Annotated in this window: 8 protein-coding genes and 1 pseudogene; 3 read left to right on the top strand and 6 right to left on the bottom strand. The window is 71.1% G+C overall.

Annotation, left to right across the window (positions count from 1 at the left end; genetic code table 11):
* The first annotated feature begins 126 nt into the window (after positions 1-126).
* Positions 127-1,356, top strand: a complete 1,230-nt coding sequence (mshC, locus tag ACGFYH_RS07575) for a cysteine--1-D-myo-inosityl 2-amino-2-deoxy-alpha-D-glucopyranoside ligase (protein ID WP_393802185.1) — start codon at positions 127-129, stop codon at positions 1,354-1,356.
* A 234-nt stretch (positions 1,357-1,590) separates the two neighbouring features.
* On the opposite strand, the gene parJ is transcribed toward mshC, so the two are convergent.
* From parJ to ACGFYH_RS07545, 6 genes and pseudogenes are all read right to left on the bottom strand, one after another.
* Complete coding sequence (parJ, locus tag ACGFYH_RS07570; RefSeq protein WP_393802184.1) at positions 1,591-2,583, bottom strand: filament polymerization regulator ParJ; 993 nt, start codon at positions 2,581-2,583, stop codon at positions 1,591-1,593.
* Between the two features lie 173 nt (positions 2,584-2,756).
* Positions 2,757-3,182: pseudogene (locus tag ACGFYH_RS07565) on the bottom strand (FadR/GntR family transcriptional regulator); the annotation flags it as partial.
* A 196-nt stretch (positions 3,183-3,378) separates the two neighbouring features.
* A complete protein-coding gene (locus tag ACGFYH_RS07560; protein WP_393802183.1) occupies positions 3,379-4,995 on the bottom strand; it encodes an FAD-dependent oxidoreductase in 1,617 nt (538 codons plus the stop codon).
* A gap of 8 nt (positions 4,996-5,003) precedes the next feature.
* Complete coding sequence (glpK, locus tag ACGFYH_RS07555) at positions 5,004-6,542, bottom strand: glycerol kinase GlpK (RefSeq protein WP_393802182.1); 1,539 nt, start codon at positions 6,540-6,542, stop codon at positions 5,004-5,006.
* An 84-nt stretch (positions 6,543-6,626) separates the two neighbouring features.
* A complete protein-coding gene (locus ACGFYH_RS07550; protein ID WP_393802181.1) occupies positions 6,627-7,421 on the bottom strand; it encodes an MIP/aquaporin family protein in 795 nt (264 codons plus the stop codon).
* A gap of 310 nt (positions 7,422-7,731) precedes the next feature.
* Positions 7,732-8,496 carry an IclR family transcriptional regulator gene (locus tag ACGFYH_RS07545; RefSeq protein ID WP_393802180.1) on the bottom strand — a complete coding sequence of 255 codons (765 nt, stop codon included), beginning with the start codon at positions 8,494-8,496 and terminating at the stop codon, positions 7,732-7,734.
* A gap of 364 nt (positions 8,497-8,860) precedes the next feature.
* Between ACGFYH_RS07545 and metH the strand changes: the two genes are divergently transcribed.
* Positions 8,861-12,373 (top strand): methionine synthase, encoded by a 3,513-nt coding sequence (metH, locus tag ACGFYH_RS07540; RefSeq protein ID WP_393802179.1) that lies wholly within the window; start codon positions 8,861-8,863, stop codon positions 12,371-12,373.
* A 194-nt stretch (positions 12,374-12,567) separates the two neighbouring features.
* On the top strand, positions 12,568-13,269 hold the full coding sequence (locus ACGFYH_RS07535) for an HAD family hydrolase (protein ID WP_393802178.1): 702 nt from the start codon (positions 12,568-12,570) through the stop codon (positions 13,267-13,269).
* Positions 13,270-13,537 lie beyond the last annotated feature (268 nt).

Below are 13,537 nucleotides of genomic sequence, written 5' to 3'. Positions count from 1 at the left end.
CGGCCGCCCAGCCGCCCAGCCGCGCCGACGTTGATCACACCGGCCGGTTTCGCGCAAGAGCGCCTTACCGGTCATCCGGACCGGTCCGGTTCGTGTACGGAACATCCGTCCGGTTAGGCTCATGACATGCATGCCTGGCCCGCTTCCGAGGTCCCCGCCCTGCCTGGTCAGGGCCGCGACCTGAGGATCCACGACACCGCGACCGGCGGCCTCGTCACCCTCGACCCCGGTCCCGTCGCCCGTATCTACGTCTGCGGCATCACCCCGTACGACGCCACCCACATGGGGCACGCGGCGACCTACAACGCGTTCGACCTCGTGCAGCGCGTGTGGCTCGACACCAAGCGGCAGGTGCACTACGTCCAGAACGTCACCGACGTCGACGACCCGCTCCTCGAGCGGGCCGTGCGCGACGGCGTCGACTGGACCGCCCTCGCCGAGAAGGAGACCACCCTCTTCCGCGAGGACATGACGGCGCTGCGGATGCTGCCGCCGCGGCACTACATAGGCGCAGTCGAGGCCATACCCGGCATCGTCCCGCTCGTCGAGCGGCTGCGTGACGCCGGGGCGGCCTACGAGCTCGAGGGCGACATCTACTTCTCCGTCGAGTCGGACCCCCACTTCGGCAGTGTCTCCCACCTCGACGCCGCCGCGATGCGGCTGCTCTCCGCCGAGCGGGGCGGCGACCCCGACCGGCCCGGCAAGAAGAACCCGCTCGACCCGATGCTGTGGATGGCCGCCCGTGAGGGCGAGCCCAGGTGGGACGGCGGCTCGCTCGGCCGCGGGCGCCCCGGCTGGCACATCGAGTGCGTGGCCATCGCCCTCGACCACCTCGGCATGGGATTCGACGTCCAGGGCGGCGGCTCCGACCTCGCCTTCCCGCACCACGAGATGGGCGCCTCGCACGCCCAGGCCCTCACCGGCGAGTTCCCGATGGCCAAGGCGTACGTCCACGCCGGCATGGTCGGTCTCGACGGCGAGAAGATGTCCAAGTCCAAGGGCAACCTGGTCTTCGTGTCGCAGCTGCGCCGCGAGGGTGTCGACCCGGCGGCCATCAGGCTCACGCTGCTCGCCCACCACTACCGTTCGGACTGGGAGTGGACCGACCGGGTGCTCCAGGACGCCCTCGCCCGGCTGGAGCGCTGGCGTGCGGCCGTCTCCCGGCCCGACGGCCCCTCCGCCGAGGCGCTCGTCGAGGAGATCCGCGCGGCCCTCGCGAACGACCTGGGCTCCCCGGCCGCACTCGACGCGGTCGACCGCTGGGCGGCACTCCAGCAGGAGACCGGCGGCACGGACATCGGTGCCCCCGGTGTCGTCTCGCGGGCGGTGGACGCCCTCCTGGGCGTGGCCCTGTAGAACAACACCACCCGTGCCGTCCCGGCCGCGCGCAGTCGTGCCGCCCGGGAGGCCGGGCGGGCGATGGGGGTCTTCCCGCCCGGGCGAAGCCGCAAGAGCGACGCCGGGAGCGGGGAGGCACCCGGACGGTGTCGGCCCGCGTCGCCCGGCCCGCGTCCGCTCACGACCGGCGCCGCGGAACGCGGTGAGGGGCGCTTCCACCGGGGAAGCGCCCCTCACCGCGTCGGGACGGTCTCAGTCCTCCGACGACTCCTCGTCGTCCCCGCTCGGCTTCGGCGGCCGCGGCGGCCGGGTGCGGCCACTCGGGTTGTCCCGCAGGAACGGCGTACCGCTCGGTCCGTCACCGCCGTCAGCCGTGGCGTGTCCGCCCGGCCCGCCCGGTCCGGCCCCGTCCCGGCGCCGCAGATACCGCTCGAACTCGCGGGCGATCGCCTCGCCCGATGCCTCCGGCAGCTCCGCGGTGTCCCGGGCCTCCTCGAGCGACTGCACGTACTCGGCGACCTCGGTGTCCTCGGCTGCCAGCTGGTCCACCCCCACCTGCCAGGCACGCGCGTCCTCGGGAAGCTCGCCCAGCGGGACCCGCACCCCGATCAGGTCCTCCAGCCGGTTCAGCAGGGCCAGCGTGGCCTTCGGGTTCGGCGGCTGCGACACGTAGTGCGGCACGGCCGCCCACAGCGACACGGCCGGCACGCCCGCGTGCGCGCACGCTTCCTGGAGGATGCCGACGATGCCCGTGGGCCCCTCGTACTTGGTCTCCTCCAGGTCCATGCGCCTGGCCAGGTCGGCGTCCGACGTGGTCCCGCTGATCGGGACCGGACGGGTGTGCGGGGTGTCGCCCAGCAGGGCGCCCAGGACGACCACCAGCTCGACGCCCAGCTCATGGGCGAAACCGAGCAGTTCGTTGCAGAACGAGCGCCAGCGCATGGACGGTTCGATGCCGCGCACGAGGACGAGGTCACGCGGTTTGTCGCCGCCGACCCGGACCACCGACAGCCTGGTCGTCGGCCAGGTGACCTTGCGGACGCCGTCCTCCATGAACACCGTGGGACGGTTGACCTGGAAGTCGTAGTAGTCCTCGGCGTCCAGCGCGGCGAACACCTCGCCCTTCCACTCCTTGTCGAGATGCGCGACCGCGGCGGAGGCGGCGTCACCGGCATCGTTCCAGCCCTCGAACGCGGCCACCATGACCGGGTCGACCAGCTCGGGAACCCCCTCGAGCTCGATCACCCAGCGCCTCCTTCCGACGTGCCCTCGCGTACCCCCCAACCTTACGGCGTGCCGAGGGGCCGCCCGCAGCCCCTTGCATGGGGCGGTGAACGGATCACTGCCCCGTCCCCGGCATCCGGACACCCGCGGCCGGTGCCGGATCGGCGGCCGGGTCAGAGGGCGGAACGCAGCCACTGCTCCACCGACGGCCGGGCGCCCAGCGCCGCCAACCGGGCGTTCAGCGCCGCCAACCGGGCGTCCAGCGCGTCCAGCTCCGCCTCGGCGATCCGCGAGGCCGCCATCGCGGTCGCCGCCGACTCCAGGACGCGGCGCACGGCCAGGAACTCCAGTACCGTGTCGTCGCGGCGGAAGTCGACGACGAAGCCGATGGCCTCGGCGAGCAGTTGCGGAGCCAGGCTGGATACGTACGTGCCGTCGCCCTGCCGCACGTCCAGGATCCGGATCAGCGACAGGGCGCGCACGGCCTCGCGCAGGGAGTTGCGGGACAGCCCGAGGCCGGCGGCGAGCCCGCCCTACCTGGGCAGCCGGTCCCCGGGCCGCAGCGCACCGGAGACGATCATGCCCTTGATCTTCTCGATCGCCTCGTCGGTGACCGCCACGCCCGGCCTCCCCGTCCTTCACCCGTGCGCGGGACATCCGATGTCTCACCACATACGAGGCGTCGCCCGCACCGAACGCACACACGGCGGGCGGCGGCTCCGCCGACGCGGAACCGCCGCCCGCCGCCACGCCGCGCCCGCCGCCACGCCGCGCCCGCCGCCACGCCGCGCGGGCCCCGGCCGGGCCTCGCCGGCCCTACTTCTTGTCGAGCACGTCCTGGACCTTCGCGCGGACGTCGTCCGTGGCCAGACCGCGGATCGTCAGCGTCGTACGCCTGCGCAGCACGTCGTCCGCCGTCTCGGCCCACTCCTGGTCCCGCGCCCACACGACCTGCGCCCAGATCTCCGGGGCGTCCGGGTGGACGCGCTGCGCCAGCTCCGGGCTCTCGTTCGCCAGCCGGGCGATGTCGAAGGCGAGTGAGCCGTAGTGCGTGGCCAGGTGCCTCGCGGTGTCCGCCGCCATGCGCGGGCCGGACGCAGAGCCGTCCACCAACAGCCGGTGGGCGACCGCGCGCGGGTTGGCGACGCCGGGCAGCGGCAGCTTCTTCGGCAGCGACCCGATCGGTTCGAAGTCGTCGCCCAGCGGGTGGCCCGGCAGCGCCTCCAGCTTCTTCATGACCGTGCGGCCGATGTGGCGGAAGGTGGTCCACTTGCCGCCGGCGACGGACAGCATGCCGCCCCGGCCCTCGGTGACGACCGTCTCGCGCTTGGCCTTCGCGGTGTCGCCCGGACCGCCGGGCAGCACGCGCAGACCCGCGAAGGAGTACGTGATCAGGTCCCGGTCGAGCTGCTGGTCGCGGATGGAGAACGCGGCCTCGTCGAGTATCTGGGTGGTGTCCCTGTCGTTGACCGCGACGTCCGCCGGGTCGCCCTCGAACTCCTCGTCGGTCGTGCCGAGCAGCAGCATGTCCTCCCAGGGGAGGGCGAAGGTGATCCGGTACTTGTCGATCGGGGTGGCCAGCGCCGCCTTCCAGGGCGCCGTGCGCTTGAGCACCAGGTGCGCGCCCTTGGACAGGCGGATGGACGGGGCCGCGGCCGGGTCCTCCATCCGGCGCAGGTGGTCCACCCAGGGACCGGTGGCGTTGAGCACCAGGCGGGCGTCCACCCCGAACTCGTCGCCGGTCAGGCGGTCCTTCAGCTCGGCGCCGGTCACCCGGCCCCCGGTGAAGCGCAGGCCGGTGACCTCGGCGTGGTTGAGGACCACCGCGCCGGACTCGACCGCCGCGCGGACCGTCATCAGCGCCATGCGGGCGTCGTTCATCTGGTCGTCGCCGTACACGGCCACGGCCTTGAGGTTGTCGGTGCGCAGCTCCGGCACGTCCTGCGCGGCCTTGGCCGGGGAGAGCAGGTGGCCGACGCCGTCGCCGAAGGCGGACAGCGCCGAGTACGCGAAGACACCGGCCCCGAGCTTCGCCGCGCCGTGCGGCCCGCCCTTGTACACGGGGAGGTAGAAGGTGAGGGGGTTCGCCAGGTGGGGTGCCACCTGGCGGGAGACCGCACGGCGCTCGAAGTGGTTCTCCGCCACCAGCTTCACCGCGCCGGTCTGCAGATAGCGCAGACCGCCGTGGAGCAGCTTGGAGGAGGCGGAGGAGGTGGCACCGGCGAAGTCGCCGGCGTCGACCACGGCCACCCTGAGACCGGACTGCGCGGCGTGCCAGGCGGTGGAGATGCCCAGGATGCCGCCGCCGATCACGAGAAGGTCGTACGACGCCTTGGAGAGCTGCTCCCGGGTCTCGGCCCGGCTCGGGTTGGAGCCGGAGGCCGGGTGCGTACCCAGGGCAGGCACGGACTGCAGGGTGGACTGAGTGGTCATGGTGGTTCTTACTCCTCGTCCTCGAGCCAGCCCATGGTCCGCTCGACGGCCTTGAGCCAGCTCTTGTACTCACGGTCGCGGATCTCCGCGTCCATGCGGGGGGTCCACTCGGCGGCCCGCCGCCAGTTGGCGCGCAGGTCGTCGGTGCTGTTCCAGAAGCCGACGGCGAGACCGGCGGCGTAGGCGGCGCCGAGGCAGGTGGTCTCGGCGACCATCGGGCGCACCACGGGGGCGTCCACGAAGTCGGCGAGGGTCTGCATCAGCAGGTTGTTGGAGGTCATGCCGCCGTCGACCTTGAGGGCGGTCAGCTCCACCCCGGAGTCCTTCGTCATGGCGTCCGCGATCTCCCGCGTCTGCCAGGCGGTGGCCTCCAGGACGGCGCGCGCGAGGTGCGCCTTGGTGACGTACCGGGTGAGACCGGCGATCACACCGCGGGCGTCGGCGCGCCAGTACGGGGCGAACAGCCCGGAGAAGGCCGGCACGAAGTAGGCGCCGCCGTTGTCCTCCACCGACAGGGCGAGGGTCTCGATCTCGGCCGCGGTCGAGATCAGGCCCATCTGGTCGCGCATCCACTGCACCAGCGAGCCGGTGACGGCGATCGAGCCCTCCAGGGCGTAGACCGTGTCCTGGTCGCCGATCTTGTAACCGACCGTGGTCAGCAGGCCCGAGTACGAGTTGATCAGCTTGTCACCGGTGTTCATCACCATGAAGGTGCCGGTGCCGTACGTCGACTTGGTCTCGCCCTCGGAGAAGCACGTCTGGCCGAACAGCGCCGCCTGCTGGTCGCCGAGCGCGGAGGCGACCGGGATGCCGCCGAGCAGCTCGCCCAGCCGTCCGCCCGTGATCTCGCCGTAGACCTCGGCGGACGAGCGGATCTCGGGAAGCATCTGCGTCGGCACGCCGATGGACTCGGCGATCTTCTCGTCCCACTGCATGGTGTGCAGGTTCATCAACATGGTGCGGGAGGCGTTGGTGACGTCGGTGACGTGCTTGCCGCCGTTCACCCCGCCCGTCAGGTTCCAGATGACCCAGGTGTCCATGGTACCGAAAAGCAGGTCGCCCGCCTCGGCGCGCTCGCGCAGACCGTCGACGTTGTCAAGCAGCCAGCGGGCCTTGGGACCGGCGAAGTAGGAGGCGAGGGGGAGGCCGGTCTCCCGGCGGAAGCGGTCCTGGCCGACGTTGCGGCCCAGCTCGCGGCACAGGGCGTCGGTGCGGGTGTCCTGCCAGACGATGGCGTTGTGGACGGGCTCACCGGTGTTCCTGTCCCAGACGAGGGTGGTCTCGCGCTGGTTGGTGATGCCGATGGCCTTGATGTCGTCGCGGGTGATGCCGGCCTTCTCGACCGCCCCGGCGACGACCTCCTGGACGTTGGTCCAGATCTCGGTGGCGTCGTGCTCGACCCAGCCCGGCTTGGGGAAGATCTGCTCGTGCTCCTTCTGGTCGACGGAGACGATGCGCCCGTCGCGGTCGAAGACGATGCAGCGCGAGGAGGTGGTGCCCTGGTCGATGGCGGCGATGAAGGGGCCTGCGGTGTGAGCGTCGGTCACAGTGTGCTCCTGGTTTCCGTGGTGTGGTGGCCGGTGCGTACGGCGCGTGCTCTGCGGCTCGATGACGGTCGGGCGGAGGCCCGCTCAGGCGAACGCGACGTTGTAGACACCTGCGGCGATCGCGCCGCCGATCAGCGGGCCGGCGATCGGCACCCACGCGTAGGACCAGTCGGAGCCGCCCTTGTTGGGCAGCGGCAACAGGGCGTGGACGATGCGCGGGCCGAGGTCACGGGCCGGGTTGATCGCGTAGCCGGTCGGACCGCCGAGGGACAGACCGATCGAGACGACCACCAGAGCGGTGATCAGGCCGCCCAGGATGCCGAGGCCGTTGCCCGCGTCGTTCAAACCCTGGGTGAGGACGGCGAGAACCAGGACGAAAGTGCCGATGATCTCGGTGGAGAGGTTCTGCACCGCGTTCCGGACCTCCGGGCCGGTGGAGAAGATGCCCAGCACGGGGCCGGCGCCCTTCTCCTGGGCCTCGACGGCCTTGGCCGTGGTGTCCTGCGCGCCCGGCCCGCCGACGATCTCGTGGTCGGTGAGGTGGGCGAGGAACTGGCCGTAGTAGGCGACCCAGATCAGGGCCGCGCCGATCATGGCGCCGAGCATCTGTCCGGCGAAGTAAGTGGGGACGTTGCTCCACTCACCGTCCTTGACGGCGATGCCGACGGTCACGGCCGGGTTCAGGTGGGCACCGGAGAGCGGACCCGCGATGTACACGGCCGTCATGACGGCGAAGCCCCACCCGAAGGCGATGGCGAGCCAGCCGGCGTTGCGGGCCTTGGAGGCCTTGAGCGTCACGGCGGCACACACACCGCCGCCGAGCAGGATGAGTATGGCGGTACCGATGGTCTCGCCGATGAAGATGTCGGAGCTGGACACCCGCGACTCCTTTGTCCTTCGTCCAGGGAAAGCCGAACCCCCGGGTCCCTCCGGGTGTTCCGGCGCCCTCGGTGTGAGAGCGATGGCGGTCCTTGGCACTGTCACACTCTAACGCGTATTGCCGGTAGGTGTTCGACAATGCCGACCGATGGACGCGAGTCTCGTTCGGTGTCACGCGTGCGTCAAGAGCTCTGTTATCGAAAGCACGATCGTTATTGATCGTCATGGGTTATAGGTCTCCGGCACGCCCGGCCCCGGAAACACCGGAGGCCGGAACACCCGCGGTGCTCCGGCCCTGCCTGCCCGTGCCCTAGAACCGCCCGGCGCCCAGGTCCCTCGACACCGCGCGGGCGCAGTCCCGCACCGCCGCCACCAGCTCGGGCCGCAGCTCGCCCTCCCGGCACAGCCGTTCCACGGCCCCGGTGATGCCGACCGCTCCGACCGGCATGCGTCTGCGGTCGTGGATGGGGGCGGCGATGGAGGCGACCCCCTCCCACGTCTCCTCGACGTCGGCCGCGTAACCACGTGCGCGCGTGATGTCCAGAAGGTGCTCGAACCGGTCCGGCTCGCAGACGGTCCGGTCCGTGTACGCCTTGCGGTCGGCCTCCAGTGCCTCGCTGTGCGCGACCGGGTCGTACGCCGACAGCACCTTGCCCAGCGCCGTGGAGTGCAGCGGCTGCATGGCCCCGATCTCCAGGACCTGCCGGCTGTCGTCCGGCCGGAAGACGTGGTGCACGATCAGGACGCCCTGCTGGTGCAGGACCCCGAGGTGGACGCTCTCGCCGCTGGAACGGGCCAGGTCGTCCGTCCACACCAGGGCGCGGGCCCGCAGCTCGTGCACGTCGAGGTAGGTCGTGCCCAGGCGCAGCAGCTCGGCGCCGAGCTGGTAGCGCCCGGAGGCGTCGTCCTGCTCGACGAAGCCCTCCTGCTGGAGGGTGCGCAGGATGCCGTGCGCGGTGCCTTTGGCCAGACCCAGTGACGAGGCGATGTCCGACAGGCCGAGCCGCCGCTCGCCGCCCCCGAGCAGGCGCAGCATCGCGGCCGCCCGCTCGAGCGACTGGATGTTCCGTGCCATCGACGTACTGCCTCCGTCCCCTTCGACTGCCGACCTCGGCGCCACTGACGTCGTTCGGCAATGCCGAACACTACCGGTCGATGCCGACCTCCCGCCAATGGTTGGCGGGCAACTGTTGCACTTCGGCCATGTCCGGTCACCACGGCCGCTACCCCCCACAGGCGCGCGGCGCCGCCGTGCGGGAGGGGAGGCTGATCCGTTCGGCGGGTATTCACCCGCCATACTCGTCCGTCTCGTGGACGCCCCGGCCATCGGCCCCCGCTCCCGGCTACCCTGACGGCGTGCGTTCTCCCCGGGGCGTCCACGGCGGACGGCACCGGGCAGACGCAAAGCCGACAGCCGTCGCATCCTAGGGAGCCCTTTCATGGCCTCGTCGCCATTCACCCCGCCCGCCGACACCCGCACCCGTGTGTCCGCCCTCCGAGAGGCCCTCGCCACCCGTGTGGTGGTCGCCGACGGCGCGATGGGCACCATGCTCCAGGCACAGAACCCCTCGATGGACGACTTCCAGCAACTGGAGGGGTGCAACGAGGTCCTGAACCTGACCCGGCCCGACATCGTCCGCTCGGTCCACGAGGAGTACTTCGCGGCCGGCGTCGACTGCGTCGAGACCAACACCTTCGGCGCCAACCACTCCGCACTCGGCGAGTACGACATCCCCGAGCGTGTCCACGAGCTGTCCGAGGCCGGCGCGCGCGTCGCCCGCGAGGTCGCCGACGAGTTCGGCGCCCGGGACGGACGGCAGCGCTGGGTCCTCGGCTCCATGGGCCCCGGCACCAAGCTCCCCACGCTCGGCCACGCCCCCTACACCGTCCTGCGCGACGCCTACCAGCGCAACGCCGAGGGCCTGATCGCCGGCGGCGCCGACGCGCTGCTGGTGGAGACCACCCAGGACCTGCTCCAGACCAAGGCCTCCGTGCTCGGCGCCCGGCGCGCCCTGGACGCCCTCGGCCTCGACGCACCGGTCATCGTGTCCGTCACCGTGGAGACCACCGGCACCATGCTGCTCGGCTCGGAGATCGGCGCCGCGCTCACCGCGCTGGAGCCGCTCGGTATCGACATGATCGGCTTGAACTGCGCCACCGGCCCGGCCGAGATGAGCGAACACCTGCGCTACCTCGCCCGGCACTCCCGCGTCCCGCTGTCCTGCATGCCCAACGCCGGTCTGCCCGTCCTCGGCAGGGACGGCGCCCACTACCCGCTGACCGCGCCCGAGCTGGCCGACGCCCAGGAGACCTTCGTCCGCGAGTACGGCCTGTCCCTGATCGGCGGCTGCTGCGGCACCACCCCCGAGCACCTGCGCCAGGTCGTCGAGCGGGTCCGGGGCACCGCCCCCACCGAGCGCCACCCGCGGCCCGAGCCCGGCGCGGCCTCGCTGTACCAGACCGTGCCCTTCCGGCAGGACACCGCCTACCTGGCCATCGGCGAGCGCACCAACGCCAACGGTTCGAAGAAGTTCCGCGAAGCCATGCTGGACGGCCGCTGGGACGACTGCGTCGAGATGGCCCGCGACCAGATCCGCGAGGGCGCGCACATGCTCGACCTGTGTGTGGACTACGTCGGCCGGGACGGCGTCGCCGACATGGAGGAGCTTGCGGGGCGCTTCGCCACCGCCTCGACGCTGCCGATCGTCCTCGACTCCACCGAGGTCGACGTCCTCCGCGCCGGGCTGGAGAAGCTCGGCGGCCGCGCGGTGATCAACTCGGTGAACTACGAGGACGGCGCCGGACCCGAGTCCCGGTTCGCGAAGGTCACCACCCTGGCGCGGGAGCACGGCGCCGCGCTGATCGCGCTGACCATCGACGAGGTGGGCCAGGCCCGCACCGCCGAGAAGAAGGTCGAGATCGCCGAGCGGCTCATCGACGACCTCACCGGCAACTGGGGCGTCCACGAGTCGGACATCCTCGTCGACTGCCTGACCTTCACCATCTGCACCGGCCAGGAGGAGTCCCGCAAGGACGGCCTGGCCACCATCGAGGGCATCCGGGAGCTCAAGAAGCGGCACCCGGAGGTACAGACCACCCTCGGCCTGTCCAACATCTCCTTCGGCCTCAACCCGGCCGCCCGCATCCTGCTCAACTCCGTCTTCCTCGACGAGTGCGTCAAGGCGGGCCTGGACTCGGCGATCGTGCACGCGAGCAAGATCCTGCCGATCGCCCGCTTCGACGAGGAGCAGGTCACCACCGCCCTCGACCTGATCTACGACCGCCGCCGCGAGGGCTACGACCCCCTGCAGAAGCTGATGGCCCTCTTCGAGGGCGCCACGGCCAAGTCGCTGCGGGCGTCCAAGGCCGAGGAACTGGCCGCCCTCCCGCTGGCGGAGCGGCTCAAGCGCCGCATCATCGACGGCGAGAAGAACGGCCTCGAGCGGGACCTGGACGAGGCCCTCCAGGAGCGTCCTGCCCTCGACATCGTCAACGAGACGCTGCTCGACGGCATGAAGGTCGTCGGCGAACTGTTCGGCTCCGGCCAGATGCAGCTGCCGTTCGTGCTCCAGTCCGCCGAGGTCATGAAGACCGCGGTGGCTCACCTGGAACCGCACATGGAGAAGACCGACGACGACGGCAAGGGCACCATCGTGCTGGCCACCGTCCGCGGCGACGTCCACGACATCGGCAAGAACCTCGTCGACATCATCCTGTCCAACAACGGCTACACCGTCGTCAACCTCGGCATCAAGCAGCCGGTCTCCGCGATCCTCGAGGCGGCCGACGAGCACAGGGCCGACGTCATCGGCATGTCCGGGCTCCTGGTCAAGTCCACGGTGATCATGAAGGAGAACCTGGAGGAGCTCAACCAGCGAGGACTGGCCGCCGACTACCCCGTCATCCTCGGCGGCGCGGCCCTCACCAGGGCCTACGTCGAGCAGGACCTGCACGAGGTCTACGACGGCGAGGTCCGCTACGCCCGCGACGCCTTCGAGGGGCTCAGGCTCATGGACGCCCTGATCGGCATCAAGCGGGGCGTGCCCGGCGCCAAGCTGCCCGAGCTGAGGCAGCGCCGGGTGCGGGCCGCCACCGTCGAGGTCGACGAGCGGCCGGAGGAGGGGCACGTCCGCTCCGACGTCGCCACCGACAACCCCGTCCCCGAGCCGCCCTTCCGGGGCACCCGCGTCGTCAAGGGCGTCCAGCTCAAGGAGTACGCGTCCTGGCTCGACGAGGGCGCCCTCTTCAAGGGCCAGTGGGGCCTCAGGCAGGCCCGCACCGGCGAGGGCCCCTCGTACGAGGAACTGGTCGAGTCCGAGGGCCGCCCGCGGCTGCGCGGCCTGCTCGACCGGCTCCAGACGGAGAACCTGCTGGAGGCGGCCGTGGTCTACGGCTACTTCCCGTGCGTCTCCAAGGACGACGACCTGATCGTCCTCGACGACGACGGCAACGAGCGCACCCGGTTCACCTTCCCGCGCCAGCGCCGCGGCCGGCGGCTGTGCCTGGCCGACTTCTTCCGCCCGGAGGAGTCCGGCGAGACCGACGTCGTCGGATTCCAGGTCGTCACCGTCGGCTCCCGGATCGGCGAGGAGACGGCCCGGATGTTCGAGGCCAACGCCTACCGCGACTACCTGGAGCTGCACGGCCTGTCCGTACAGCTCGCCGAGGCCCTCGCCGAGTACTGGCACGCTCGCGTGCGCTCCGAACTCGGCTTCGCCGGGGAGGACCCCGGCGCGATGGAGGACATGTTCGCCCTCAAGTACCGGGGCGCCCGCTTTTCCCTCGGCTACGGTGCCTGCCCCGACCTGGAGGACCGCGCCAAGATCGCCGCGCTGCTGGAGCCGGAGCGCATCGGCGTGCACCTGTCGGAGGAGTTCCAGCTGCACCCGGAGCAGTCCACCGACGCCATCGTCATCCACCACCCCGAGGCGAAGTACTTCAACGCCCGCTAGCTAGGTCCTGTCGTCGAACTCGCTTCGTCGTCAGGAGGGCAGACGGAAGTTTGACGACAGGGCCAAGGAGCTCCGCGGCCGCTCCACTGGCCACATCAGACGTTCCCGTCCCGCACGTCGTACACTGGTCGGTCCACTGCAGGCCGGCTTCCTTCGTGGGAGCCGGCCTGATCGTCCCTCAAGGAGGTATGTGGATGACCAGTACGGTCCCCGCGCTCGGAACCCGTACGGCCGAAGGCTCCGCCCTGCAGGCCGTGCTCCTCGACATGGACGGCACCCTGGTGGACACCGAGGGCTTCTGGTGGGACGTCGAGGTGGACGTCTTCGCCTCCCTCGGCCACACCCTCGACGACTCCTGGCGCCACGTGGTGGTCGGCGGCCCCATGACCCGCAGCGCCGGCTTCCTGATCGAGGCCACCGGCGCCGACATCAATCTCGCCGAACTCAGCGTGCTGCTCAACGACGGCTTCGAGGAGCGCATCGGCCGCGACCTGCCGCTCATGCCCGGAGCCGCCCGGCTGCTGGCGGAACTGTCCGCGCACGAGATCCCCACGGCCCTGGTCTCCGCCTCGCACCGGCGCATCATCGACCGCGTCATCGCCTCCCTGGGCCCCCGGCACTTCGCCCTCACCGTCGCCGGTGACGAGGTACCGCGCACCAAGCCCCACCCCGACCCGTACCTGGCCGCCGCGGACGGACTCGGTGTGGACCCGGTCCGGTGCGCCGTCATCGAGGACACCGCCACCGGGGTCGCCGCCGCCGAGTCCGCGGGCTGCCACGTCGTGGCGGTGCCCTCGGTCGCCCCCATCACCCCGGCCGCCCGGCGCACGGTGGTCGCCTCCCTGGAAGAGGTCGACCTGCCATTCCTGCGCGGCCTGATGACACAAATGCGCTAGCCGTTCACCGAACGTGCGGCGGCGTTGACACGGCAATTCCGTGAAGAGCCGCCGGGGACGCCCCGACGGGCGTTCGCGGGCTATTTCCGCCGCCTCGGCCGACCGAATTCCGTTACGGATGACGGAAGTTCAACTGTGATGTTCGCCACTGCGCAGGGGGTCGACATGGATGTGTGGTTGTGCTCCTTCCGGCTTGGCGAACGTTGTCGAGGAGTCTTTGTGTCCTGATTGGTGAAACCCTGCACGAATCCTTCCACTGTCGGGTTTT

The sequence above is a fragment of the Streptomyces sp. NPDC048392 genome (genome assembly GCF_043200575.1).
Lineage (GTDB): Bacteria > Actinomycetota > Actinomycetes > Streptomycetales > Streptomycetaceae > Streptomyces.
This window is presented reverse-complemented; position numbering and strand designations above follow the sequence as displayed.